The sequence below is a fragment of the Allosphingosinicella deserti genome, assembly GCF_003012735.1.
In the GTDB taxonomy this organism is placed as follows: Bacteria; Pseudomonadota; Alphaproteobacteria; order Sphingomonadales; family Sphingomonadaceae; genus Allosphingosinicella; species Allosphingosinicella deserti.
In genome coordinates, this window is the sequence record NZ_PXYI01000011.1 from 139,480 (window position 1) to 164,379 (window position 24,900).

The window sequence follows — 24,900 nt, forward strand, 5'->3', positions numbered from 1 at the left end:
GATCGCTTCGCGATCGTTTCGCTGGCGGAGGCCGCCGTGCGGCTTAGAAGTCCATGCCGCCCATGCCGCCCATGCCGCCCGGCATGCCGCCACCGGCTGCCGGCTTGTCTTCCGGAAGCTCGGAGACGGCCGCCTCGGTGGTGATCAGCAGACCCGCGACCGACGCCGCGTCCTGAAGCGCGGTGCGGACGACCTTGGTCGGGTCGATCACGCCGGCCTGAACCAGGTTCTCGTAGACTTCGGTCTGGGCGTTGAAGCCGAGCGTCTCGTCGTTGCCGTCGAGCAGCTTGCCCGAGACCACGGCGCCGTCATTGCCGGCATTCTCGGCGATCTGACGAACCGGCGCGATGATCGCCTTGCGGACGATGTCGATGCCGCGGGTCTGGTCCTCGTTGGCGCCCTTGAGGCCTTCGAGCGCCTTGGTGGCGTAGAGGAGAGCGGTGCCGCCGCCGGGGACGATGCCCTCTTCGACAGCCGCGCGGGTCGCGTGCAGCGCGTCGTCGACACGGTCCTTGCGCTCCTTGACCTCGACCTCGGACGAACCGCCGACCTTGATCACGGCAACGCCGCCGGCGAGCTTGGCGAGACGCTCCTGGAGCTTCTCACGGTCGTAATCGCTGGTGGTGTTCTCGATCTGCTGGCGGATCGCGGTGACGCGGCCCTCGATGCGGTCACGCGCACCGGCACCGTCGACGATCGTGGTGTTGTCCTTGTCGATGGTGACGCGCTTGGCCTGGCCGAGCATGTTCAACGAGACGGTCTCGAGCTTGATGCCGAGATCTTCGCTGATCATCTCGCCGTTGGTCAGGATCGCGATGTCCTCGAGCATCGCCTTGCGGCGGTCGCCGAAGCCCGGAGCCTTGACGGCCGCGACCTTGAGGCCGCCGCGCAGCTTGTTGACCACGAGGGTCGCAAGCGCTTCGCCTTCGATGTCCTCGGCGATGATCAGCAGCGGACGGCCCGACTGCACGACCGCCTCGAGGATCGGAAGCATCGCCTGCAGGTTGGAGAGCTTCTTCTCGTGGATCAGGATGTACGGGTCGTTGAGCTCGACCTGCATCTTTTCCGGATTGGTGATGAAGTAGGGGCTCAGATAGCCGCGGTCGAACTGCATGCCTTCGACGACGTCGAGCTCGAACTCGAGACCCTTGGCTTCCTCGACGGTGATGACGCCTTCCTTGCCGACGCGCTCCATCGCTTCAGCGATCTTCTCGCCGACGACGGTATCGCCATTGGCCGAGATGATGCCGACCTGGGCGATCTCGTTCGAACCGGCGACCGGCTTGGAACGGGCCTTGAGGTCCTCGACGACCTTGGCAACGGCGACGTCGATGCCGCGCTTCAGGTCCATCGGGTTCATGCCGGCGGCAACCGACTTCATGCCCTCGCGAACGATCGCCTGAGCGAGGACGGTGGCGGTGGTGGTGCCGTCACCCGCGAGATCGTTGGTCTTCGAGGCCACTTCGCGCAGCATCTGCGCGCCCATGTTCTCGAACTTGTCCTTGAGCTCGATCTCCTTGGCGACGGTGACGCCGTCCTTGGTGATGCGCGGCGCGCCGAAGCTCTTGTCGATGACGACGTTGCGGCCCTTGGGGCCGAGGGTCACCTTCACCGCATCGGCGAGAATGTCGACGCCGCGGAGGATCCGCTCACGGGCGTCACGCGAAAAGCGTACGTCTTTCGCTGCCATGTCTTCTTTCCTCTTAGTTCAATTCAACGTTGATGGATGTGCGAAGGGTCAGCCGACGATCCCGAGGATGTCGGATTCCTTCATGATCAGCAGGTCTTCGCCGTTGAGGCGGACCTCGGTGCCCGACCACTTGCCGAACAGGATGCGATCGCCGGCCTTGACGTCGAGCGGGGTCACGCTGCCGTCTTCGGCCTTGGTGCCGGAACCGACCGAGATCACTTCGCCTTCCTGCGGCTTTTCCTTGGCGGTGTCCGGGATGATGATGCCACCGGCCGTCTTTTCTTCGGCCTCTACGCGGCGCACCAGCACCCGGTCATGGAGCGGACGAAAAGTCATGCACGTCACCTCTTCTATATATGCGGCTGCTCTCCCCCCTTGTGAGGTGCGGCAGTCGCGTTGGTTCAACCTTGTTAGCACTCGCCCCCGGCGAGTGCCAGCACCGTCGATGTAGTCGCTGTTCATGTGGGGTCAAGCGTTCGGCGCCAGGAAAATTGCATCCGTTTCGCCGCGTCCGGCCCTTCGCATTTACAGCGGGGCGGTGGTCGATTAGCCCTCGTCCAAAGGGTCCTTCGGGCCTTCGGCCGTTATCGGCCCAAGCTGTTACGGGAATGCGACAATGCGATTCGTCGGCAAGGTGTGGAAGCTGCTCGTCGGGATCAAGGACGGACTGGTGCTCCTGTTCATGCTCCTCTTTTTCGGCCTGCTGTATGCGGCAATGAGCTCACGGCCGACGATCGGTGCCGGCGAGAAGGGCGCCCTGGTGCTGGACGTGTCCGGCCCGATCGTCGAGCAGCCGGCCCAGGCGAGCCCGAGCGAGGTGTTGAGCGGGACTGCGGGCAGCCGGGAATACCGGCTCCGCGACATCGTTCACGGCCTTCGCCAGGCGGCGGGCGACGATCGCGTGCAGACGGTGGTGCTTGATCTCGACATCTTCGCCGGCGGCGGCCAGGCGACCCTCGTCCAGGCAGCCGAGGCGCTCGATGCGGTCAAGAAGGCCGGCAAGCCGGTGCTCGCCTACGCAACCGCCTATGACGACGATTCCTATCTGCTTGCCTCGCATGCCAGCGAAATCTGGCTCAATCCGATGGGCGGGGTGATGGTTCGTGGTCCCGGCGGCAACAACCTGTATTTCAAGGACCTGATGGACCGGCTCGGCATCACCGCCAACGTCTATCGCGTCGGTACCTACAAGGCTGCGGTGGAGCCGTTCACCCGCGCCGACATGTCACCTGAGGCGCGCGAGAATGCGCAGGCGCTCTACGGCGCGATGTGGGAGAGCTGGCAGCAATCGGTCCGCCAGGCGCGGCCGAAGGCGCAGATCGCTGCCTATGTGGCCGATTCCGGTGGCCGGATCCAGGCCGCCGGCGGCGACATGGCCAAGGCGGCGCTCGCCGCCGGGCTGGTGGATCATGTCGGCGATCGCCAGGCTTTCGGTGCGCGAGTCGCCAAGATCACGGGCACGCTCACAGCCGACGTGCCCGGGAGCTACCGCAAGATCGGCTTCGACAAATGGGCCGCGACCTATCCTGCAACAGAGGAGGCCGGCGAGATCGGCATCGTCACGGTCGCGGGCAATATCGTCGACGGCGAGGCCAATGCCGGGACGGCAGGCGCCGAGACGATCGTCAAGGCGCTGGAGCGCGGCATGCGCGATCGCAACCTGAAGGCGATCGTGCTGCGCGTCGATTCGCCGGGCGGATCGGCGCTGGCGTCGGAGCGCATCCGCCAGGCGCTGATCGCGGCCAAGGCCAAGGGCCTGCCAGTGGTCGTCTCGATGGGCAGCCTTGCCGCGTCCGGCGGCTATTGGGTGGCGATGGCCGGTGACAAGATCTATGCCGAGCCCTCGACGATTACCGGGTCGATCGGCGTGTTCGGCATCCTGCCGAGCTTCGAAGGCGCGCTCGCGAAGCTCGGCGTCGGCGCCGATGGGGTCAAGACCACGCCGCTTTCGGGCGAACCGGACCTGCTGCACGGGCCTGCGCCCGAAGCCGACCGGCTGCTGCAGATGGGCGTCGAGAACACCTATCGGCGGTTCCTCGCTCTGGTTTCCGACCGGCGCAAGCTGCCGGTCGCCCGCGTCGACCAGATCGCGCAAGGACGCGTCTGGGATGGCGGCACCGCCCGCCAGCTCGGCCTCGTCGATGCGTTCGGCGGACTCGACGACGCGGTCGCCGAGGCCGCCCGCATGGCCAAGATCGATGCCGACGACGCCAAGCCGGTGTGGCTGGAGCAGGAGCCGGACTTTTTTGATTCGATGCTGCTCGCCTTCGCCAGCGGCGGCGAGGAAGAGGAGCAGGCCTCGCCCGATGCGTTCGGCCGCATGGGCATGCTGCAGCGCCGGATGATGACTCGCGCCGCGGCCGATGCCGAGCTGCTGATGACCGGCGCCTCGGTGCAGGCGCGTTGCCTGTCCTGCCCCACGACCGGCGCGGTCGCCCGGCCGAGACCAGGCGGGTTCGCCGCGATGCTGCTGAAGCTGATCGGCGCATGAGGATACGGGCCGCGGGCGCCGGTGACGCCGCGGCCATCGCCGAAATCTATCACCCCTATGTGGCGGAGACGGTGATCACCTTCGAGGACGAGGCGCCCGGCGCGGAGGCGGTGGGCGACCGCATCGAGGCGGCCGCTGGGCTGTATCCCTGGATGGTGGCGGAGGACGAGGACGGCTTCATTCTCGGCTACGCTTATGCCTGCGCGTTCCGGGCTCGGTCGGCCTATCGGTTCAGCGTCGAGACCACGGTCTATGTGCGCCGGGGGCGAAGCCGCCGCGGCGTCGGATCCTCCCTCTATCGGCCGTTGCTTGCCGTGCTCGAAGCGCAGGGCTTCGCCCAAGCCGTGGCCGCGATCAGCCTGCCCAATGACGAGAGCGTCGGCTTTCACGAGCGCTTCGGCTTCGTGCGGACCGGCACCTATGCCGGCGTCGGATGGAAGCTCGGCCGCTGGATCGATGTCGGCCTCTGGCAGCGCCCGCTCGCCCCAGCCGAGACGCCGCCCCGCGAGCCGCGCCCGCTTCCGGACGCGTAAGCACGACGGATCAATAACCCGTTCGGGCTGAGGTTGTCGAAGTCCTCACCTTTCCCTCCCGATCAAAAGAAGGGGAGGGCTTCGACAGGCTCGGCCCGAACGGTGATTTTTGGGGGAAGCCGTACTCTCAACGCTCGTAGGCCGGGAGCGACCATTTTCGTGCGATCGCCAGCGCCCGCAGGGCGAAGCCCGCGGCGGCGGCGATCAGCGCCGCGATCGATCCGTGCATGCCGATTGTCACCAGGCCGACAACCAGAGCAGCCGATAGTGCCGCGGCGGTGACGTAGAGTTCCGGCCGCATCAGGATCGAGGGCTCCCCGGCGAGAACGTCGCGGACGATGCCGCCGAAACAGCCGGTCAGCACGCCCATGCCGATCGCAGGTATCGGTGCGACTCCGTAAGCAAGGCCCTTGGCGGCGCCGTAAGTGGCGTAGGCGGCGAGCCCGGCGGCATCGAGCCACAACAGGGTGCTGCCGCGCCAGATCCGGGCCGGCAGCAGCCAGACCAGGCCGGCGGCGACGACGCAGATCAGGATGGTTGCATTTTCGTGGATCCAGAAGACCGGCGCGCCGATCAGCAGGTCGCGAATGGTGCCGCCGCCGACCCCGGTGATCACCGCGAAGAAGATGAAGGTGACGAGCGTCTGCCGGTGCGCGGCGGCGACGAGCGCGCCGGACAGGGCGAAGACGGCGACTCCCGCCCAGTCGAGATAGGCGAGCAGGGGATCGACGACGGGCGGCAAGGGAAGCGGCGACATGGGGCCGCTTCCTATCACGATCCCGCCGTTACCGTCCCGCCGTTCTTCGCCTTGCGGCGGCGGAGAGTGAGCGGCAGCATGACGAGCGCCATGATCGTGGTCACCAGGGTGACGATGCCGAAGCCGATCACCAATGGGTTGTGGGTGTCCTCGCGGGTGCGGAGATCCATGATGTGGAGCCCCCACATCCAATCGTAGACGCGCCACCAGCGCGTGCGCCGCGCGACGATCTCGCCGGTCGCGGCATCGACGTAGAAACGGGTGCCGTCGGCCATCGTCACCCGCCACGCCGCGATCGGACGCCGCAGGTCGACCGGCGGGGACGCCCTGGACGTACGATCGACCGCCGTCACCCGGACCTTGCCGGTGTAACGGGCGGCGACTTCACGGGCGGCGTCGGCGGCGGTGAGTGCCGGCAGCAGGGCACCGGTGGCGGGGTCGGCCAGCCGCGCCTCGCCATCCGCATAGCGGACGATCCAGCGCGGTCCGCCGCTGCGCTGTTCCAGGGTCAACGAGGTGACAGGGCGGGGGCCGATTGCCGGCGGTACCGGCGCGAGCCCCGACGGCAGGCCCGGCGCCTCGGCGAGCAGATCGGCGCCGCGCACCTCCTCGATCGGCTTCGCCACCATGACAAGGCCGCTGGTCGTCCAGGCGAGCAGGGGGAGGCCGACGATCCAGCCGAGCCAGATGTGCCAGCGGCGAAGCTGTTGACGGATGTTCATGCGAAGCCCCCGAGTGAAGGCGGAGCTTAGGCAGGAGAGCCGTGCAGGACCAGTTAGATCCTCCCCGCGAACGGGGAGGATCTGGGATCACCTTCAGATGTGGATGGGCAGGCCCTGCACCGCCATTGCCGCTTCCTTGACCGCTTCCGAATGGGTCGGATGGGCGTGGCAGGTGTAGGCGATGTCTTCGGAGGTGGCGCCGAATTCCATCGCCTGGGCGGCCTGGGCGATCATCGTGCCGGCGAGGGTTGCGATGATGTGGACGCCGAGCACGCGATCGGTCTTGGAGTCGGCGAGCACCTTGACGAAGCCGTCCATGTCGCGGTTGGTCTTGGCGCGGCTGTTGGCCATCATCGGGAACTTGCCGACCTTGTAGTCGATACCCGCGGCCTTGAGCTCGTCCTCGGTGCGGCCGACGCTGGCGATCTCCGGATGGGTGTAGACCACCGCCGGGATGACCTCGTGGTTCACGATGCCGGTCTGCCCGGCGATGTTCTCGGCGACCGCAATGCCCTCGTCCTCGGCCTTGTGGGCGAGCATCGGGCCGGGGGTGACGTCACCGATCGCCCAGATACCGGGCACCGGGGTGGCAAAATCGTGATCGACCTCGATCTGGCCGCGCTTGTTGACCTCGACTCCCGCTTTCTCGAGCGCCAGGCCGTCTGTGTTGGGTCGGCGGCCGATCGAGACCAGCACCGCGTCCGCTTCGATCGTCTCGGCGGCACCACCCGCGGCGGGCTCGATGGTGACGACGGCGCTGTCGCCGGTGCGGGTCACGCCGGTGACCTTGGTCGACGTGCGGATGTCGAAGCCCTGCTTCTTGAAGATTTTCCGCGATTCCTTGCGCACTTCGGCGTCCATGCCAGGCAGGATCTCGTCGAGATATTCGATGACGGTGACGGTGGCGCCAAGGCGGCGCCAGACCGACCCGAGTTCGAGGCCGATCACGCCGCCGCCGATGACGACGAGGTGCTTGGGCACCTTGGGGAGGGCGAGTGCGCCGGTCGAATCGATCACCACCTCATTGTCGATGGTGACCCCGGGGAGCGGGGTCACCGACGAACCGGTGGCGATGACGATGTTCTTGGCCGTGTAGGTGGTGCCGGCGACGTCGATGCTGTTGGCGCCCGTGAAGGCGGCGTGACCCTTCAGCCACTCGATCTTGTTCTTCTTGAACAGGAAGGCGATGCCGCCGGTCAGTTCCTTGACCGCCTTCGCCTTCTCGGCGTGCATCGTCTCCATGTCGAGCTCAACGGAGCCGACCTTGACGCCGAACTTGGCGAGCGTGCCGTGGTTCGCATCCTCGAACAGTTCGGAGGCGTGGAGCAGGGCCTTCGACGGAATGCAGCCGACGTTCAGGCAGGTGCCGCCCAACGTCTCCCGGCTCTCGACGCAGGCGGTCTTGAGGCCGAGCTGCGCGGCACGGATCGCCGCGACATAGCCGCCCGGGCCGGATCCGATGACGATCACGTCGAAATTGGTCTCTGCCATGTCTCGCTTCCTTGTATCGCGATGCGAGGCCGGTACATCGTCCGACCTCGCCGCGCCCGGTTCGCTCCGGGATATAGGGTGTGTGTTCTAGAGATCGATAAGGAGGCGGGTCGGATCCTCAAGCGCTTCCTTCATGCGCACGAGGAAGGTCACCGCCTCGCGGCCGTCGATCAGGCGGTGATCGTAGCTCAGCGCCAGATACATCATCGGACGCGCGACGATCTGACCGTTGCGGACCACCGGACGCTCCTCGATGCGGTGCATGCCCAGCACCGCCGACTGCGGCGGGTTGATGATCGGAGTCGACAGCAAGGATCCGAACACGCCGCCGTTGGAGATGGTGAAGGTGCCGCCCTGCATGTCGGCCATGGTCAGCGTGCCGTCCTTGGCACGCTTGCCGAAGTCGGCGATCGTCTTCTCGATCTCGGCGAAGCCCATCGCATGGGCGTTGCGGATCACCGGAACGACGAGGCCGTTCGGTGCCGACACCGCGACCGAAACGTCGAGATAATCGTGATAGACGATCTCGTCGCCCTCGATATAGGCGTTGACCGAGGGCACGTCGCGCGCGGCAAGCGCCGCCGCCTTGACGAAGAAGCCCATGAAGCCGAGCCGGATCGAGTGCTTCTTCTCGAACAGGTCCTTGTATTTGGACCGGGCTTCCATCACCGCCGTCATGTCGACGTCGTTGAAGGTGGTGAGCAAAGCCGCGGTGTTCTGCGCTTCCTTGAGACGGCGCGCGACCGTCTGGCGGAGGCGGGTCATGCGGATGCGCTCCTCGCGGCGCTCGGCACCGCCGGCGGCCGGGGCCGGGGCGGTCTGCGACGGCCCCGCAGCAGCGGTCTGCGCGCGCGCCGCCGGCGCGGTCGCCGCAGGCGCGGTCTTGGCGGCAGCGAGGACATCGTCCTTGGTCAGGCGGCCATCCTTGCCGGTGCCCTTGATCTTCGACGGATCGAGGCCGAATTCGAGCACCAGGCGGCGCACCGACGGGGACAGGGTCAGCGGACCGCCGGCGCCATCGTCATGCGCATCCTCGTCGCGAACCTGGATATTCTCGCCGGCACCGGCCGGGTTGACCGGGGAGGCGGCGGATGCCGGTGCAGCAGCGGCCGGCGCCGCTGCCGTCTGCTGGGCCGGCGCGGCGGGGGCCGCAGCGGCGCCGCCGGAGCCTGCCTCGATACGCGCGATCAGCGCGCCGACCGCGACCGTGTCGCCTTCGGCAACGACCTGCTGCCCCATCACGCCGTCGACGGGAGAGGGGACTTCGACCGCGACCTTGTCGGTCTCCAGGCTGGCGATCGGCTCGTCGGCCTTCACCGGCTCGCCGGGCTTCTTCAGCCACTGGCCAAGCGTCGCTTCGGTGATCGATTCTCCGAGCGTCGGGACGGTAACTTCGGTGGCCATTCTACTCCCTTTTTATCCGGCTTTGCGCTGGGATACGGCGTCACCGCCATGTCCCAGTGCGTCGGCGATCAGAGCCGCCTGCTCGGCGGCGTGGCGCTTGGCGAGACCCGTCGCCGGCGAGGCGGACGCGGCGCGGCCCGCATAGATGGCGCGCTGCGGCTTGCCGCCGGCCTCGACCAGGCACTGCTCGATGAACGGCTCGACGAAGGTCCAATAGCCGTTGTTCTTCGGCTCTTCCTGGGCCCAGACCACCTCTTCGAGGTTGGACATCGCCTTGAGGCGCCTGACCAGGGGCTCGGACGGGAACGGATAGATCTGCTCGACGCGAACGATCGCCGTATTCTTGTCCTCGGCCCGATCGCGTGCTTCAAGCAGCTCGTAGGCGACCTTGCCGGTGCACAGCACCAGCCGCTTCACCTCCTCATCGCGTGGCGCGTTCGGATCCGAAAGCAGGCGGCGGAAGTGGCTGTCGCCGGTGAAGTCGGCGATCGTCGAGACTGCCAGCTTGTGCCGGAGCAGCGACTTCGGGCTCATGATGATCAGCGGCTTGCGGAAATCGCGGTGCATCTGCCGGCGCAGGATGTGGAAGTAGTTCGCCGGCGTGGTGACGTTGGCGAACTGCATATTGTCCTCGGCACAAAGCTGCAGATAGCGCTCAGGACGCGCGGAGCTGTGCTCCGGCCCCTGGCCCTCGTAGCCGTGCGGCAGCAGCATCACCAGGCCGTTGGCGCGCAGCCATTTGGCCTCGCCGCTGGCGATGAACTGATCGATCATCACCTGGGCGCCGTTGGCGAAATCGCCGAACTGGGCTTCCCAGAGCACGAGCGTGTGCGGATCGGACAGGGCGTAACCATATTCGAAACCGAGCACGCCGAATTCCGACAGCGGACTGTCGCGCACTTCGAAGCGGCCCGGATCAATCTGGGTGAGCGGGACATATTTGTGGCCGTCGGTCTGATCGACCCACACCGAGTGGCGGTGGCTGAACGTGCCGCGGCCGCTATCCTGGCCGGACAGGCGAACCTGATAGCCTTCGCGCACGAGGGTGCCGAAGGCGAGCGCCTCGCCGGTCGCCCAGTCGAAGCCTTCGCCGCTCTCGAACATCTGGCGGCGGCCGTCGATGATCCGCTGCAGCGTCTTGTGGACGGTGAGCCCTTCCGGAACGGTGGTCAGCACCTTGCCGATCTCGGCGGCGACATTCGCCTCGATCGCGGTCTCGGCGTTGCGGCGCTCCGTCTCCGGGCCCTCGGGGCGGCCGATGCCGCTCCAGCGGCCCTCGAACCAGTCGGCCTTGTTCGGCAGATAGGATTTCGCCGCCTCGAACTCGTTCTCGAGCACGCCGGTGAATTCCGCGACGCGATTGTCGACCCAGGACGGATCGATCACGCCTTCGGCAACCAGGCGCTTTCCGTACAGTTCCGACACCGGCGGATGCTGGCGGATCTGGGCGTACATCAGCGGCTGGGTGAAGCTCGGCTCGTCGCCTTCATTGTGGCCGAAGCGGCGATAGCACCACATGTCGATGACGATGTCGCGCTTGAACTCCTGGCGATACTCGATCGCCAGCTTGCAGGCGAAGGTCACCGCTTCCGGATCGTCGCCGTTGACGTGCAGGATCGGCGCCTGGACCATCTTCGCCACGTCCGACGGGTAAGGCGACGAGCGCGCGAATTGCGGCGAGGTGGTGAAGCCGACCTGGTTGTTGATGATGAAGTGGATCGTGCCGCCCGATCCGTAGCCGGGCAGTCCGGAGAAAGCGAGGCATTCGGCGACGATGCCCTGGCCGGCGAAGGCGGCATCGCCGTGCAGCAGCACCGGCAGCACCTTGGTCCCCTCATTGTCGCCGCGCGCGACTTGGCGGGCGCGGGCCTTGCCGAGCACCACCGGATTGACCGCCTCGAGGTGGCTCGGGTTGGGGAGCAGCGACATGTGGACGCGGACGCCGTCGAACTCGCGGTCCGACGAGGTGCCGAGATGGTATTTGACGTCGCCCGAACCGCCGACATCGGCCGGATTGGAGGCGCCGCCGGCGAACTCGCTGAAGATCGCGCGATAGGGCTTGCCCATCACGTTGGAGAGGACGTTGAGGCGGCCGCGATGGGCCATTCCGACGACGATCTCCTCGACGCCGCGGGCGCCGCCATATTTGATCACCGCCTCCAGCGCCGGGATCATCGATTCGCCGCCGTCGAGGCCGAAGCGCTTGGTGCCGACATATTTCTTGGCGAGGAAGCGTTCCCACTGCTCGCCCTCGATGACCTTGCCGAGGATCGCCTGCTTGCCCTCGGGCGTGAAGCGGATCTCGGCATCGCGGCCTTCCATCCGATCCTGGAGGAATCGGCGCTCCTCCAGATCGTTGATGTGCATATATTCGAGGCCGATCTTGCCGCAGTAATTGGCGCGCAGCACGTCGACCAGCTCACGCACGGTCGCCCATTCGAGGCCGAGCACGCCCCCGACATAGACTTTGCGGTCGAGCGCGGCACCGGCGAAGCCGTGGAATTCCGGCGTGAGATCGGCGGGGAGATCGCGCTTGGCGAGGCCGAGCGGATCGAGATCGGAGGCGAGGTGGCCGCGCACCCGGTAGGTGCGGATCAACGTCATCGCCTGGATCGAGTCGCGCGCGGCCTGCTCGACCTCGGCATCGCTCTTTCCGGCGGCGGTGGCGGCGGCCTTGGCCTTCGATGCGACCTTCTCGATCGTCATCAAGGTGGGGTCGAGCCCGGCATTGACCGGATCGAGATCCGTGACCGGCCAATTGTCGCGCGCCCAGCTGGGTCCTTGTTCCCGTTCGCCGCCGCCGAAAATATCCACGATAACCGCCTTCTCGAGAAAGTGTCTTTCGGGAACGCCTGCGGTCCCCGCTCTATCCCTCTTTAGACGCCAAGCAGCGCAACGAGGGTCTTTCCGAGCTCAGATGGGCTCGGGGAGACACGAATTCCAGCCTCTTCCATGGCCGCGATCTTGTCCTCGGCGCCGCCCTTGCCGCCCGAAACGATCGCGCCGGCATGGCCCATGCGGCGGCCCGGAGGAGCCGTGCGGCCGGCGATGAAGCCGACGGTCGGCTTGGACCGTCCCCGCTTGGCCTCGTCCTTGAGGAACTGCGCCGCTTCCTCTTCGGCAGAGCCGCCGATCTCGCCGATCATGATGATCGACTGGGTCTCTTCGTCGGCGAGGAACAGCTCAAGGACGTCGATGAAGTTGGTGCCGTTGACCGGGTCGCCGCCGATGCCGACTGCGGTGGTCTGGCCGAGGCCGGCGTTCGACGTCTGGAACACCGCCTCGTAGGTGAGGGTGCCGGAACGGCTGACGACGCCGACCGAGCCTTTCTTGAAGATGTTGCCCGGCATGATGCCGATCTTGCACTCGCCGGGAGTCAGCACGCCCGGGCAGTTCGGGCCGATCAGACGCGAGGACGAGCCGTCGAGGGCCCGCTTGACGCGGACCATGTCGAGCACCGGAATGCCTTCGGTGATGCAGACGATCAGCGGGATCTCGGCGTCGATCGCTTCCAGGATCGCGTCGGCGGCGCCGGCGGGCGGCACGTAGATCACCGACGCGTCGGCGCCGGTCTTCTCGCGGCCTTCAAGCACCGTGTCGAACACCGGCAGGCCGAGATGGGTCTGGCCGCCCTTGCCGGGCGAGGTGCCGCCGACGACCTTGGTGCCGTAGGCGATCGCCTGTTCGGTGTGGAAGGTCCCCTGCTTGCCGGTGAAGCCCTGGGTGATGACCTTGGTTTCAGAATTTACGAGAATGGACATTAGTGTGCGGCTCCAACGAAGTCGGCCTTGAGAGAAATCCCGGTCACCTTGAACATCTGGGCTGCGGGGCTTCCGGACGAAATGAAGTAGGTTTCGAAGCTGTCGTGATCCGGCCGGTAGCCGGGTTCCCAGCTGCTGAGGACAACGCCCGCCTCGTCGACGCGGCGGGACGGCGCCCGGCCGATCCAGGCCTTGGCGTCCGAATCGCTGATCGCGCGGGATTCGCCGACGTCGTAGACGCGGCAGCCGTGCACCCGCGTGCCGTCCTTGCGGACGCCAGACAGGATCGCAACGAGGTCCTCGCCGGCCACCCGGCGGCGCAGGGCCGCGACCGGCAGCATCGCGTCGCCCTTGGCCTTATCGATAAGCTTGGCGCCTTCGGACTCGCCGAGAGCGACGAGTTGACCGATTGGCGACGCCGGTTCCGGCGTGAACCTTTCCCAGCCCGCTGCGGCGCCTGCCTTGGCGGTGGCGTCGAGATCGGCGATCGGCCCGCACAGCGTGCCGAATGCCCCCAATATCTGTGCAGCCGGATAGGCGGGCTCCGAAGAGCCCTGTCCGGCTGCAGCAAGAATGAGGGCAGGAAGGATCAACGCAGCGTCTCGTCTATGCCCTTGCAGGCTTCGAGCAGTTCCTTGACGGCATCGACCGACACCTGGAAGTTCTGCTGCGCCTCTTCCTTGAGCTCGATTTCGACGATGCGCTCGACGCCGCCGGCACCGATCACCACCGGCACGCCGACATAAAGGCCGTCGACGCCATATTGGCCGGTCAGATAGGCCGCGGACGGAAGCACGCGCTTCTTGTCCTTGAGGAAGGCCTCGGCCATCTCCAGCGCGGATGTCGCCGGCGCGTAATAAGCCGAGCCGGTCTTCAGCAGGCCGACGATCTCGCCGCCGCCCGAGCGTGTGCGCTGAACGATCGCGTCGATCTTCTCCTGGGTCGACCAGCCCATCTTGATCAGGTCGGGGATCGGAATTCCCGCGACGGTCGAATATTCGACCACCGGAACCATCGTGTCGCCATGGCCGCCGAGCACGAAGGCGGTGACGTCCTCCACCGAAACTTTGAACTCGTCGGCGAGGAAGGTGCGGAAGCGGGCCGAATCGAGCACGCCGGCCATGCCGACCACGCGCTCGTGCGGAAGACCGGAGAATTCGCGCAGCGCCCACACCATCGCATCGAGCGGGTTGGTAACGCAGATCACGAACGCGTCGGGCGCATTGGCCTTGATGCCCTCGCCGACGGCCTTCATCACCTTCAGGTTGATGCCGAGCAGGTCGTCGCGGCTCATGCCCGGCTTGCGGGCGACACCCGCGGTGACGATGCAGACGTCGGCGCCGGCGATGTCGGCATAATCGTTGGTGCCGGTGATCCCGGCATTGAAGCCTTCGACCGGCCCGGCCTGGGCGATGTCGAGCGCCTTGCCCTGCGGGATGCCTTCGGCGACGTCGACGAGGATGATGTCGCCCATTTCGCGGATGGCGGCCAGGTGAGCGAGGGTGCCGCCGATCATTCCGGAACCGATCAGCGCGATTTTCTTACGAGCCATGCGACTCCCAATCCTTTCCAGTAAAAAGTCGGGATCCGGCTGCAGGGCGCAGCCGCAAATGTGGCGCCCGCTTAGACCCGTGGCGCGCGAGGGGCAACCGCCTCCGGGGCGAAAAATTGGATCCCCGGGATTCCACCGGGCGAGGCTTTACCGGTGTCGCAAGGCTGGAGAGGGCGCGAGGATGCTGCGGTGCGGCGTCATTCCTCGCCGTGGCCGGCGGCGAGATAGTCTTCGCTCTGCATTTCCTCGAGGCGGGAGGCGGTGCGCTCGAATTCGAAGGCGCCGTCTCCGGCCGGATAGAGCTGGGCCGGCTCGGCGTCGGCGGCGGCGAGCAATTTCACCTTATGTTCGTATAGCGCATCGATCAATGTTACGAACCGCGCCGCCTCGTTGCGAGTCTCCGGGCCCATCTTGGGGATCCCGACGACGATGATCGTGTGGAATCGGCGGGCGATGGCGAGATAGTCGGCGGCGCCCCGCGGCTCACCGCACAGGCGCTTGAACGAAAACACGGCCACGCCCTTCAGGCATTTGGGAACGTGCAGCGCACGGCCGCCGGCAAGCGCCAGGTCGGTCGAGGGCACGTGCTCGCGATCCTCGGGCGGGTAATCGGTTAAGCGGAAGAAGGCGGCGCTGAGCGCCTCAGTCGCTTCCTTGCCGTTCGGCACGTACCACGTCGGAAAGCCGCCGAGGCGCTGGCGGCGATAATCGGTCGGGCCGTTCAACGGTACCACGTCGAGATCGCGCTCGAGCAGATCAATGAACGGGAGGAAGAGCTCACGGTTGAGCCCGCCGAGATAGAGATCGCGCGGCGGGCGATTGGACGTGGTGATCACCGTCACCCCCTGGGCGAGCAGCTGCGAGAACAGGCGCGACAGAATCATCGCATCGGCGCTGTTGTTGATCACCATTTCGTCAAAAGCGAGCAGCCGTGCTTCCTTTGCAATGCCGCGGGCGACCGGTGGGATCGGATCGCCTTCTTCCTTGCGACGCTCGTCGCGTAGCCGCTCGTGAACCTCGATCATGAATTCGTGGAAGTGGACCCGGCGCTTGCGGGCGATGTCGATCGCGTCGAACGCGAGGTCCATCAGCATCGATTTGCCGCGCCCGACGCCGCCCCAAAGATAGACGCCGCGAGGATCGGCCGACGCCCTGCTCGCGAGGCGCGCGAACAGGCCGCGCCTGGGCTTGCGGGACAGCGCGATGGCGAGGCGATCGAGATGTTCGGCCGCGGCGCGCTGATCGCGATCCTCGCGCAACTCGCCGCCCTTGATCAGCGCCTCGTAGGCGGCAAGCACGCTCATCCCTTCGCCTTGCGCAGGGTGCCGGAGAAAGCCGCGACGGTCTCGCCTGTCTGGACGACCAGGCCACGCAGGAAGACGAGCCGACCGGTCTCGCGCAACACCTCGATCTCGGCATCGAGCGGAGTTCCGAGCCGCCCGGGCGCGATGAACCGGGTCTCGCAGTCCAGGGTCATTGCATAAGCGACCTCCGCGCCGGCGAGCGTGCCGCCGGCGAAGAAGGCCATGTCGATGAAGGTCATCACGGCGCCGCCGTGCATCACGTCGGAGAGGTTGCTCTGCGCCCGCTCCGGGAACATCCGCACCCGCGCCTTGCCCGGCCCTTCGGCGCGGACCAGCAGCTTGCCGATCGAGGCGGCGAAGCGGCCGTCGTCAGGCAACTCCCAGGTGCCCCAGCCGGGATGGTCCGGGTCGGGGGCGTGGCGGATGAGGGGATGGATGGGCATGGATCGGGCGCTTTGTTCCTCACCCTGAATCGAAGGGGCTAGGGGTGGATTCGGTGACGCAGCTCGATGCTGCCGACGCGCTGACTGGCGGCCTCACCGGCACCGAGCCCGCTCGGTCGCAACCCACCCCGTCCCCTCCCTCAAGAGGGAGGGGAGTGGACATCACACCGCGCGTTCGACGAGCATCTTCTTGGTTTCGGCGATTGCTTTGGCCGGGTTCAGCCCCTTGGGACAGACGTTCGCGCAGTTCATGATCGTGTGGCAGCGATAGAGGCGGAACGGATCCTCAAGCTCGTCGAGCCGCTCGCCGGTCATCTCGTCGCGGCTGTCGGCGAGCCAGCGGAAGGCCTGGAGCAGGATCGCCGGGCCGAGGAAGCGATCCGAATTCCACCAATAGCTCGGGCAGGATGACGAGCAGCAGGCGCACAGGATGCACTCGTAAAGGCCGTCGAGCTTTGCCCGGTCCTCCGGCGACTGCAGTCGCTCCTTGCCCGAAGGATCGGGAGTCTTGGTCTTCAACCACGGCTCGATCGACGCATATTGGGCGAAGAAGTGCGTGAAATCGGGCACAAGATCCTTGACCACGTCCATGTGCGGCAGCGGCGTGATGCGGATGTCGCCCTTGTAATCCTCGATGGCCGTGGTGCAGGCGAGGCCGTTGCGGCCGTTCATGTTCATCGAGCAGGATCCGCAAATGCCTTCGCGGCACGAGCGCCGGAAGGTGAGGGTCGGATCGACCTCGTTCTTGATCTTGAGCAGCGCGTCGAGGATCATCGGGCCGGTTTCGGTGAGATCGAGCTCGAACGTGTCGTAACGCGGATTTTCGCCGGTTTCCGGATCGTAGCGGTAGATCTTGAACTTCTTCACGCGCTGGGACCCGGCCGGCGCGGCGTGATTCTTGCCGCGTGACGAGATCCGGCTGTTCTTGGGAAGGGCGAATTCGGCCATGTCTGTCGATCCTTGATGCTCGCGGGGGGCGATAGCCAATCACGCGCGCCGGCTCAACGCTCCAGAAGTCCCTGTCGGCACAGGCTTTCGCACAGGATGGTCTCGATCAGCTGCGATTGGCTCATTCCGGCCAGCGCCGCCGAGCGGCCGTAGACCTTTTGCGACCACAGATTCGCCTGCAGGTTGACCTCGAGGAAGCGGACCTCCCCGCCCTCGCGATCAATCCGGAATTCGAATCGGCCATAATCGAACGGCCGGAATTCTTCCGCCATCGCCCGTGTGTGCGCCGCGATCACCGGCGTCCAATGCGTATCCTCGAACGGCACCAGCCGGTACTTGCCCGCGCGATCGACGAGGTCGCGTTTCTCGTAATAGGTCCGCAGATGGGTTGGGTCCGCCTGCTCGAACAGCATCATCGGCATCACCACCGGCTTCCCGCCGATCGTGATCACCGGCACCTCGACGTCGCTGCCGTTGAGGAACGGCTCGACGATCGCGTCGTGGTTCTCGCCGTGGATGCGACCGATCGCCGCTTCGACTCCGGCCCAGTCGGACGCATCCTGGACGCCCCAGCTTGCCGAGGAGGCGTTGGGCTTGATCACCAGCCGGTCCCCCGCGGGACAGCGCGCCGGATCGACGGGGGCACCGCGCCGGTAGATCGCCCAGGAAGCCGTGGGGATCCCACGCGCCCGAGCGGCCAATTTGGTCAGATGCTTGTCATCGGCCATGCCGCGCAGGATCGGCGACGCCCCCAGGAAGGGCAGGCCGGCGCGCGTGCAGAGCAAAGGCAGCAGCATCTCGCTGTTGAGAAAGCCGCCGCGGTTGAGCAGGGGAAGGACGAAATCGACGTCGGGTCGGTTGGACAAAGCCTCGTAGCCATTGGCGAGGCTCAGGTTCAGCCCGAGGCCGCGCAGGATCTCACGTACTTCGACATGATAGAGCGCGTGATTGCCGTCCTCGGGGTGGAGTCCGCCGGTCCAGAGGGCATGTTTGGCGACGAACAGGATCCGCAGACGCTCTTTGGCAGCCCGCGGGATCTTGAGGGGGCGGATCTGTTCCGGCATCCGAGCCTCTGACTTGGCGTGCGGCGACAGCGATCCGCGCGGCGGGGCATAAGGCCGTCCGCCCGCAAGGCCAAGCCTCGCCCACCGCATCGGCGGAGGCGTCCTTGGCAAACTTGGCCATAGCACCGCGAAGACCCGTGTTGCGGCCGCGTTGCCGCTGCTCCTTTTCCCTCGACCGAGCCGCTTCCGCCCAGCGGCTCCCTCGCAGCGCGGCGATCGGCCGCTTTCTGAAGAAAGACCGCCGTTCCGGCGTGCGGCGCTATCGTCATCATCCGCCGGGTAAGGACCCGCAGATGCTTACCCGTTTTAAGCCCATCGCCGTGCTGACCTGAGCCTCATTGCGGCCAGGCACGGTTCCCGGCGATCCACGTCTCGACGACCTTGGTCTCACGGATCTGCTCCGGCGAGGCATCGGCGAAGATGTCGCGGTCGATCAGCACGAAATCCGCGAACTTTCCCTTTTCCAGGCTGCCGATGCGATCTTCGGCAAAGCCGGCATAAGCGGCGCCCTGGGTGAAGGCGCGCAGCGCCTGTTCGAGGCTGAGCCGTTGCTCCGGCATCCATCCGCCTGGCGGCTGGGCTTGCGCATCCTGGCGGCTGACCGCCACGGCGAGGCCGTGGAAGGGGTTGGGGCTTTCGACCGGGAAATCCGATCCGAAGGCGAGCGGAACGCCGTTGGCCAGCATGGTCTTCCAGGCATAGGATCCGCCGAGCCGCTCCATGCCCAGGCGCGCCTCCGCCATCCGCCAGTCGGAGGCTTCGTGGACCGGCTGCATCGACGCGATCGTTCCGAACCGTGCCAAGCGCGGCAAATCGGCGGGATCGATGATTTGGGCATGCTCGATCCGCCAGCGGCGATCGCCTTTGTAGGAATCGGCAAGCTCCTCGATGGCGCCGAGCAATTGGGCATTTGCGGCATCGCCGATCGCGTGCACCGCGACCTGGAAGCCGTCCATCGCCGCACGGCTCATCAAATTGCGGATTTCCGCATCGGAAAGGAAGGTGAGACCGCGCTCCTTCGGCGAATCCTTGTAGGGTTGCTTCAGCCAGGCGCCGCGCGATCCCAACGCGCCGTCGCTGTAGAGCTTGACCCCGCCCATCCGCAGCCGGCCGTCGTACAGCCACGGCGTCGGCCCGGTACCGGCCACGGCGAGCAGGGCATCGACGCCACCCGCATAGGACATGATCCGCACCTTGAGCCGGCCCGCATCGCCGGCGCGGCGCATCGTCAGCCAGTCCTCGGGGCTGGTGCCCATGTCGGCTGCGGCGGTGAGGCCGTTCGACAGCATCAGTTCCTGCGCCTTCTGGAACGCACGGTCACGGACGAGCGGGACGGGGGAGGGGACGATCCTGTCGATCAGTCCCGTGGCGGCATCGACGAAGATGCCATTGGGCTGGGTGCCGGTCTTCTCGATCTTGCCGCCGGCGGGGGCGGCGGTCTTCGCCGTCACGCCCGCTTCCTTCATTGCCAGGCTGTTGGCCCAGCCGGCATGACCATCAATGCGTTCGAGCCAGATCGGGCGGTTCGGGACGATCGCGTCCAGGTCGGCGGCGGTCGGGAAGCGGCCGAGCCCCCATTTCTCCTGGTTCCAGCCACGGCCGACGATCCAGCGCGGGCTCGGATTGGCAGCGGCATAGGCGGCGATCTTCGCCTGCGCCTCCTGCAGCGAATTGGTTTCGGAGAGATCGAGCTGCAGCGCGTTGAAGCCGAGGCCCATCACATGGCCGTGCGCGTCGATCAGGCCCGGAATCAGCGTCTTGCCCTTGCCGTCGAAGCGGAATCGGGTGCGATCCGGCTTCTTGTCGCCGCGCTGGTACAGCCGCTCGACCTTGCCGTCGTCGCCGACCAGCATCGCTGCAAAGCGGCTGAGGCGGCCCTCGGCGGTGAGCGTGTAGCCGTTGACGTTGTCGACCAGGACGTCGGCCGACGCAGCGGTCGCGCAAAGCAGGGCAGCCACCGCCGCCAGGATCTTCTTCATCGGAAAGGCCTTCTCGGGCAAGGTGATGGCGGTGGGCATAAGGCGTGTTTGAGACGCGCGCCAGATGGGCAGGGTGGCGCGTGGCACTGCCTCCACACGGCGAGACAACAGGGCCATCCCATGTTAGAGCCGCGCGCGATGGCCAGTCTCGCTTCCCGCTCCGCCCCGATCATCAGCCTTCAGGACATCCAGGCGGCTGCACGCCGGATCGAGGGGGCGGTGATGCATACGCCGACCCTGCTCAGCCGCACCTTGAGCCAGGTCACCGGCGCGACCGTCTACGTGAAGTTCGAGAATTTGCAGTTCACCGCAGCCTACAAGGAGCGCGGTGCGCTCAACAAATTGCTGCTGATGGAGGAAGCGACCCGATCGCGCGGGGTTATAGCGGCATCGGCCGGCAACCACGCGCAGGCGGTCGCCTATCACGGCCGGCGGCTCGGCGTCCCCGTAACGATCGTGATGCCGACGGCGACTCCGACCATCAAGGTGATGCAGACCGAAGGCCATGGCGCCCAGATCGTTTTGCACGGTGACAGCTTCGACGATGCCAATGCCGAGGCCCGGCGCCTTGAGGCCGAACGCGGACTGACCTTCCTCCATCCGTTCGACGATCCGGAAGTGATTGCCGGCCAAGGCACTGTCGCCCTCGAAATGCTCGCCGACGCCCCCGAGATCGAGACCCTCGTCGTGCCGATCGGCGGGGGTGGGCTGCTGTCCGGTGTCGGCACCGCAACTCGCGCACTCCGCCCGGACATCGAAATCGTCGGCGTCCAGGCGCATTTCTATCCGAGCATGTATTGCCATATCGGCGGCCACGATTTGCCGTCCGCGGGCACGACCATTGCCGAGGGCATCGCGGTCAAGCAGCCGGGAGCGATGACGGCGGCCATCATCCGCGAGGTCGTCGACGACATCCTGCTGGTGCCCGAACGCGACATCGAAACTGCGGTGAGCCTGTACCTTCAGATCGAAAAGACGGTCGCCGAAGGCGCCGGCGCAACCCCGTTGGGCGCCCTGCTCAGCCACCCGGAGCGCTTTGCCGGCAAGAAGGTCGGACTAATTCTCAGCGGCGGCAATATCGACACCCGGCTGCTCGCGACAGTGCTGCTGCGCGATCTCGCCCGGTCCGGTCGCATGGCCCGCCTGCGAATCCAGCTCCAGGACGTTCCCGGCGCGCTGTTCGCCGTTGTGCGGCTGTTCGACAAGTTCCGGGTCAACATCATCGAGGTCTATCACCAGCGCGTGTTCACAAGCCTCCCGGCCAAGGACACCTCGATCGAGGTCGAGTGCGAGGCACGCGATCCCGAGCAGTTGCAGGCGCTTGTCGACGGGCTTGGTCAGGCGGGGTTCAATGTTCAGCCGGTAGGAATGGAGTAGAAGATCGTCCCGGGCTGGAACGGCTTGCCGAAAGCACCGTTTCGCAAGTGCGTCGATCTTTTCAAATCGGCCTGAACGCCGCATAAAACGTTCAGCACCCAGGCCCTTTCACATGCGGAGCCACGTTGAGCGCACCGTTCAGATTTCCCCGATTCTTCGTCACCAGCCCCGCCCCTTGCCCGTATCTGCCGGGAAAGACCGAGCGAAAGGTGTTCACGGAACTGGCGGGGCACCATGCAGGAGAGCTCAACGACGCGCTCGGCCGAATCGGTTTCCGGCGCAGCCAGGCGGTCGCCTATCGGCCGAGTTGCCTCGATTGCAGCGCCTGCGTCTCCGTCCGAGTCGTGACCGGAGAGTTCCAGCCGAGCGGAACGCAGAAACGGATGCTCAAGCGTCACGCCGATCTCGAAGTCACCGCCTGCAAGCCGTGGGCGACCGAAGAACAATATGAGCTGCTTCGCCGCTACCTGAAGCAGCGCCACCCCGATGGCGGCATGGTCGGCATGGACGAAAGCGATTTCGCAGACATGATCGAGCAGAGCCCGGTCAAGACCTACGTGATCGAATATCGGGAGCCCGCCGTCGACGGCAAGCAAGGCCGCCTAGTCGGCGCCTGCCTCACCGATCAGCAGGGCGACGGCCTCTCGATGATCTACAGCTTCTTCGAGCCGGACGACGAGCGGCGGCCGGGCCTCGGCACCTACATCATCCTCGATCACATCGTCCGCGCCGGTCGGGCAGGCCTGCCTTACGTCTACCTCGGCTATTGGGTCGAAAGCTCGCGCCGCATGGCGTATAAGAGCCGTTTCCGGCCGCTCGAGAAATTGGGTCCCAATGGTTGGGCACGGTTCGAGCCCGATGAGCCGGAGCTTCCGCTGGTCCAGAAGACCAACGGATAATCGTCGTCGTCGAGGGCGCTGCTGCCACGGCTCCGCTGCACCATGCTCTAGCTTCGTTCGCGCCTGACCTCGCCGGGTGACCGGCCGACATGGCGTTTGAAGGCGCGGCTGAACGCCGGCGTCGACGCATAGCCGAGCCGCTGGGCGACCTTGCCGATGCTCAGCCGCTGCTCCTTCAGCAATTGGCTGGCGACCGCCATGCGAAGCCGGGTGAGGTAGCGCGCCGGCGGCTGACCGAGCGCGCTTGCGAACCGCTCCGCAAAGGCCGAGCGCGACAGTCCCGCCGTCCTGGCGAGCAACGACGCGGTCCAGGGTCTCGCCGGATCCTGGTGCATCGCCGCGAGCGCACGGCCGATCCGCGCATCGCGCAGGGCCGCCAGGCCGTCATGCGCCTCGGAGTCCCGGTTTTCCACCCAGGCGCGGATCAAGCGGGTGATGATCACATCCGCCAACCTGGACAGCACTGTGGAGCCGCCGATCTTCGGCGACAACACTTCCTCGGCCATCGCGTCGAGCAGGCTTCGCAAGGTGAGGTCGCTCTGCGCCCCGGCCACCGTGAGGATCGTCGGCATGATATCGAGCAGGGGGTGTAGGCAGGGCTCGTTGAAAGTGACGCTGCAGCTTGCCAGCACCGCATCCGGATGGTGGCAGCGGTCGAAGCTGTACACCCGTTCGCCAACTGCACGGAGCTCCAGATCGGAAACGCAGGTCGTCTGGCCCTCGGGCTGGCTGCGCAGCGCATGGGGGGCGCCCTTCGGCAAGAAGGCTGCATCGCCCGCCTGCAGCCTCTCCGGCGATTGACCCTCCGCCTGCAGCCACATCTCGCCTTCGATCACGAAGTGCAGTCGCGCCGTGCCGTCATGGGGAAAGTCGATGCCCCACGGCGCCGAAAGGCGTCCGTAACCGTAGGCGATTCCGGCGATGCGCAGATCCCGAAGCAAGCCGCTGAGCGGATCCTCTTCCAGCGGCGCCGGCAGCTCCGGCACGTGACGCGGTACCGGCCGGCTCATGCTGCGGCACAGGGGCTGGGGGTCGGGCGACGCCCACCCGGCCTGCGCTGAAGACCGATCAGCAGCGCGAATCCGGCCAGGGCCGCTACCGCACAATAAGCTTGCGCGCTCAGCAGGCCGAGTCTGTCGACCAGCAGGCCGCCGAGTACGGCGCCGCTCGCGATCGCCACCTGAAAGGTAGCGGTCAGCACACCGCCGCCCAACTCCGCTTTGTCCTCGGTCTCGGTTGCGACCCAAGCCTGGAAGCCGACCGGAAGCGTCGCGAAGGCGGCACCCCACAGCGCCAGCGCGGCGATCGCGATCGCCGGCGAGCTGCCGAGCAGCACGAGCAAGGCCATTGCAACCGTCATCCCAGCCGCGCCTGCCGTCACCGACAATTTCGGGTCGCGCGAGGTGAGCAGCCCGCCGGCGACATTGCCCGCGAAGCCGGCACCGCCGAAGACGAGCAGCGTCAGCGAAATGGTCGGCACATCCAGGCGGGTCACCTGTTCCAGCACCGGCCGGATGTAGGTGAAGGCGGCGAAGTGGCCGGAGACGATGAGCAGCACGCCGATCAACGCGGCGCGCACGCCCCGGCGCCGGGTCACCTCCGCGAGGCCGGCGAGATCTGATTTGCCGGTCGGTGGGAGGCTCGGAATGGTCGCGGCGACCGAGACGAGCGCGAGCAAGCTCACCACGCCCGCAAGCCAGAAGGCCGCGCGCCAGCTCAGGAGCTCGCCGATATAGGCGCCGACCGGCGCTGCCGAGACGGTCGCCACCGTCACGCCGGTGAAGACGAGCGCCATCGCACGCCCAAGCACCGCCATCGGTACTAGCCGCATCGCCGTCGCCGCCGCCATCGACCAAAAGCCGCCGAGTGCGATCCCGAGAAACAGGCGGGCGGTGAGCAAGGACGTGAGACTGCCGGCCGTCGCCGTCATCAGGTTCGAGAGGCAGAGTAGGGCAAGCAGGGAGAGCAACACCGCGCGCCGGTTCCAGGCCCTGGTCAGCACCGGCACGAGAATCGCTGCGAAGGCCCCCACCACGGCCGTTGCGGTGACCGCCTGGCCGGCAGCGCCGAGCGACACCGAAAGATCGTTCGCCATCGGCGTGAGGACGCTTGCCGGGAGAAATTCTGCCATCACCAGGCCGAACACGCTCGAGGCGAGCGCCCCGATGCCGCTCCAGATCGGCTTGCCCTCGTGGCTTGTTTCCGAGGCGATCGCCGCCGCTTCGGACTTGCCGATGAAGCTGTCGGTCATTGTCGAACCCCTTATCGTTGGTTCGAGGACGTGGGGTCGTCCTCGTGGAGCCTCAATGATGGACTCGCCGTAAAACGTGCCCGTTCGTCCTGATCGGCTCGATTCTCAGATGTATCAGCCACTCCGACCGGCTTCCCGCGTGCCGTGGTCCGAGCCGGTCGGCGCCGCCTGCGAGCGTCTGCTTTTCGTCTAATATCTACGAGCAGCTTTCTCAGGTTTCCGACGCGGCGCCAT

At 66.5% G+C, this 24,900-nt stretch carries 21 protein-coding genes; 4 read left to right on the forward strand and 17 right to left on the reverse strand.

Annotated features, from left to right (window positions below; translation table 11 throughout):
- Window positions 1-43 precede the first annotated feature (43 nt).
- Together groL and groES are read right to left on the reverse strand one after the other, a co-directional pair.
- A complete protein-coding gene (gene groL / locus C7I55_RS24680) occupies window positions 44-1,690 on the reverse strand; it encodes a chaperonin GroEL (protein ID WP_106515718.1) in 1,647 nt (548 codons plus the stop codon).
- Window positions 1,691-1,738: 48 nt separating this feature from the next.
- Window positions 1,739-2,026 (reverse strand): co-chaperone GroES, encoded by a 288-nt coding sequence (groES, locus tag C7I55_RS24685; RefSeq protein WP_106515719.1) that lies wholly within the window; start codon window positions 2,024-2,026, stop codon window positions 1,739-1,741.
- A 280-nt stretch (window positions 2,027-2,306) separates the two neighbouring features.
- On the opposite strand from groES, the gene sppA reads away from it, so the two are divergent.
- Both sppA and C7I55_RS24695 read left to right on the forward strand, forming a co-directional pair.
- A complete protein-coding gene (gene sppA, locus C7I55_RS24690; RefSeq protein ID WP_106515720.1) occupies window positions 2,307-4,181 on the forward strand; it encodes a signal peptide peptidase SppA in 1,875 nt (624 codons plus the stop codon).
- Window positions 4,178-4,714, forward strand: coding sequence for a GNAT family N-acetyltransferase (locus tag C7I55_RS24695; RefSeq protein WP_106515721.1), 537 nt, complete (start codon window positions 4,178-4,180; stop codon window positions 4,712-4,714). Before sppA ends, C7I55_RS24695 begins: the two co-directional genes overlap by 4 nt.
- Before the next feature lie 127 nt (window positions 4,715-4,841).
- On the opposite strand, the gene C7I55_RS24700 is transcribed toward C7I55_RS24695, so the two are convergent.
- The 13 genes from C7I55_RS24700 to C7I55_RS24760 all read right to left on the reverse strand — a co-directional run bounded on the left by C7I55_RS24700 (window position 4,842) and on the right by C7I55_RS24760 (window position 20,139).
- On the reverse strand, window positions 4,842-5,471 hold the full coding sequence (locus C7I55_RS24700; protein WP_106515722.1) for a trimeric intracellular cation channel family protein: 630 nt from the start codon (window positions 5,469-5,471) through the stop codon (window positions 4,842-4,844).
- 14 nt (window positions 5,472-5,485) lie between these two features.
- Window positions 5,486-6,193, reverse strand: coding sequence for a PepSY domain-containing protein (locus C7I55_RS24705; protein ID WP_106515723.1), 708 nt, complete (start codon window positions 6,191-6,193; stop codon window positions 5,486-5,488).
- A gap of 93 nt (window positions 6,194-6,286) precedes the next feature.
- Entirely contained in the window at window positions 6,287-7,684 is a 1,398-nt protein-coding gene (lpdA, locus tag C7I55_RS24710; RefSeq protein WP_106515724.1) for a dihydrolipoyl dehydrogenase, read from the reverse strand.
- 87 nt (window positions 7,685-7,771) lie between these two features.
- The gene (gene odhB, locus C7I55_RS24715) at window positions 7,772-9,088 is read right to left on the reverse strand and encodes a 2-oxoglutarate dehydrogenase complex dihydrolipoyllysine-residue succinyltransferase (protein WP_106515725.1); all 1,317 of its coding nucleotides are present in this window, start codon (window positions 9,086-9,088) and stop codon (window positions 7,772-7,774) included.
- Window positions 9,089-9,100: 12 nt separating this feature from the next.
- Entirely contained in the window at window positions 9,101-11,902 is a 2,802-nt protein-coding gene (locus tag C7I55_RS24720; RefSeq protein WP_233222401.1) for a 2-oxoglutarate dehydrogenase E1 component, read from the reverse strand.
- Between the two features lie 62 nt (window positions 11,903-11,964).
- Entirely contained in the window at window positions 11,965-12,849 is an 885-nt protein-coding gene (gene sucD / locus C7I55_RS24725; protein ID WP_106515726.1) for a succinate--CoA ligase subunit alpha, read from the reverse strand.
- A complete protein-coding gene (locus C7I55_RS24730) occupies window positions 12,849-13,442 on the reverse strand; it encodes a hypothetical protein (protein WP_106515727.1) in 594 nt (197 codons plus the stop codon). The genes sucD and C7I55_RS24730 overlap by 1 nt, the downstream gene beginning before the upstream one ends.
- Window positions 13,439-14,401, reverse strand: a complete 963-nt coding sequence (gene mdh / locus C7I55_RS24735) for a malate dehydrogenase (RefSeq protein ID WP_106515728.1) — start codon at window positions 14,399-14,401, stop codon at window positions 13,439-13,441. Before mdh ends, C7I55_RS24730 begins: the two co-directional genes overlap by 4 nt.
- 197 nt (window positions 14,402-14,598) lie before the next feature.
- A complete protein-coding gene (gene zapE / locus C7I55_RS24740; protein WP_106515729.1) occupies window positions 14,599-15,705 on the reverse strand; it encodes a cell division protein ZapE in 1,107 nt (368 codons plus the stop codon).
- Window positions 15,702-16,148, reverse strand: a complete 447-nt coding sequence (locus C7I55_RS24745; protein WP_106515730.1) for a PaaI family thioesterase — start codon at window positions 16,146-16,148, stop codon at window positions 15,702-15,704. Before C7I55_RS24745 ends, zapE begins: the two co-directional genes overlap by 4 nt.
- 162 nt (window positions 16,149-16,310) lie before the next feature.
- A complete protein-coding gene (locus tag C7I55_RS24750; protein WP_106515731.1) occupies window positions 16,311-17,096 on the reverse strand; it encodes a succinate dehydrogenase iron-sulfur subunit in 786 nt (261 codons plus the stop codon).
- A gap of 53 nt (window positions 17,097-17,149) precedes the next feature.
- The gene (locus C7I55_RS24755) at window positions 17,150-18,160 is read right to left on the reverse strand and encodes a D-alanine--D-alanine ligase family protein (RefSeq protein WP_106515732.1); all 1,011 of its coding nucleotides are present in this window, start codon (window positions 18,158-18,160) and stop codon (window positions 17,150-17,152) included.
- Between the two features lie 335 nt (window positions 18,161-18,495).
- Complete coding sequence (locus C7I55_RS24760) at window positions 18,496-20,139, reverse strand: amidohydrolase (RefSeq protein ID WP_106515754.1); 1,644 nt, start codon at window positions 20,137-20,139, stop codon at window positions 18,496-18,498.
- Between the two features lie 138 nt (window positions 20,140-20,277).
- Here C7I55_RS24760 and C7I55_RS24765 point away from each other — a divergent pair, with 138 nt between their 5' ends.
- Window positions 20,278-21,516, forward strand: coding sequence for a threonine ammonia-lyase (locus C7I55_RS24765; RefSeq protein ID WP_106515733.1), 1,239 nt, complete (start codon window positions 20,278-20,280; stop codon window positions 21,514-21,516).
- Between the two features lie 125 nt (window positions 21,517-21,641).
- The gene (locus tag C7I55_RS24770) at window positions 21,642-22,415 is read left to right on the forward strand and encodes an arginyltransferase (protein WP_106515734.1); all 774 of its coding nucleotides are present in this window, start codon (window positions 21,642-21,644) and stop codon (window positions 22,413-22,415) included.
- A gap of 47 nt (window positions 22,416-22,462) precedes the next feature.
- On the opposite strand, the gene C7I55_RS24775 is transcribed toward C7I55_RS24770, so the two are convergent.
- Entirely contained in the window at window positions 22,463-23,425 is a 963-nt protein-coding gene (locus C7I55_RS24775; protein ID WP_106515735.1) for an AraC family transcriptional regulator, read from the reverse strand.
- A complete protein-coding gene (locus C7I55_RS24780) occupies window positions 23,422-24,666 on the reverse strand; it encodes an MFS transporter (RefSeq protein WP_106515736.1) in 1,245 nt (414 codons plus the stop codon). Before C7I55_RS24780 ends, C7I55_RS24775 begins: the two co-directional genes overlap by 4 nt.
- Between the last annotated feature and the right edge of the window lie 234 nt (window positions 24,667-24,900).

Bases quoted from the DNA above. Each gene is read 5' to 3' on its own strand.
- C7I55_RS24775 (WP_106515735.1), bottom strand. From the start codon at position 23,425: ATGAGCCGGCCGGTACCGCGTCACGTGCCGGAGCTGCCGGCGCCGCTG.
- C7I55_RS24780 (WP_106515736.1), bottom strand. From the start codon at position 24,666: ATGACCGACAGCTTCATCGGCAAGTCCGAAGCGGCGGCGATCGCCTCG.
- sucD (WP_106515726.1), bottom strand. From the start codon at position 12,849: ATGTCCATTCTCGTAAATTCTGAAACCAAGGTCATCACCCAGGGCTTC.
- groL (WP_106515718.1), bottom strand. From the start codon at position 1,690: ATGGCAGCGAAAGACGTACGCTTTTCGCGTGACGCCCGTGAGCGGATC.
- mdh (WP_106515728.1), bottom strand. From the start codon at position 14,401: ATGGCTCGTAAGAAAATCGCGCTGATCGGTTCCGGAATGATCGGCGGC.
- C7I55_RS24755 (WP_106515732.1), bottom strand. From the start codon at position 18,160: ATGCCGGAACAGATCCGCCCCCTCAAGATCCCGCGGGCTGCCAAAGAG.
- C7I55_RS24700 (WP_106515722.1), bottom strand. From the start codon at position 5,471: ATGTCGCCGCTTCCCTTGCCGCCCGTCGTCGATCCCCTGCTCGCCTAT.
- C7I55_RS24695 (WP_106515721.1), top strand. From the start codon at position 4,178: ATGAGGATACGGGCCGCGGGCGCCGGTGACGCCGCGGCCATCGCCGAA.
- groES (WP_106515719.1), bottom strand. From the start codon at position 2,026: ATGACTTTTCGTCCGCTCCATGACCGGGTGCTGGTGCGCCGCGTAGAG.
- zapE (WP_106515729.1), bottom strand. From the start codon at position 15,705: ATGAGCGTGCTTGCCGCCTACGAGGCGCTGATCAAGGGCGGCGAGTTG.
- lpdA (WP_106515724.1), bottom strand. From the start codon at position 7,684: ATGGCAGAGACCAATTTCGACGTGATCGTCATCGGATCCGGCCCGGGC.
- sppA (WP_106515720.1), top strand. From the start codon at position 2,307: ATGCGATTCGTCGGCAAGGTGTGGAAGCTGCTCGTCGGGATCAAGGAC.
- C7I55_RS24745 (WP_106515730.1), bottom strand. From the start codon at position 16,148: ATGCCCATCCATCCCCTCATCCGCCACGCCCCCGACCCGGACCATCCC.
- C7I55_RS24750 (WP_106515731.1), bottom strand. From the start codon at position 17,096: ATGGCCGAATTCGCCCTTCCCAAGAACAGCCGGATCTCGTCACGCGGC.
- C7I55_RS24765 (WP_106515733.1), top strand. From the start codon at position 20,278: ATGGCCAGTCTCGCTTCCCGCTCCGCCCCGATCATCAGCCTTCAGGAC.
- odhB (WP_106515725.1), bottom strand. From the start codon at position 9,088: ATGGCCACCGAAGTTACCGTCCCGACGCTCGGAGAATCGATCACCGAA.
- C7I55_RS24705 (WP_106515723.1), bottom strand. From the start codon at position 6,193: ATGAACATCCGTCAACAGCTTCGCCGCTGGCACATCTGGCTCGGCTGG.
- C7I55_RS24760 (WP_106515754.1), bottom strand. From the start codon at position 20,139: ATGAAGAAGATCCTGGCGGCGGTGGCTGCCCTGCTTTGCGCGACCGCT.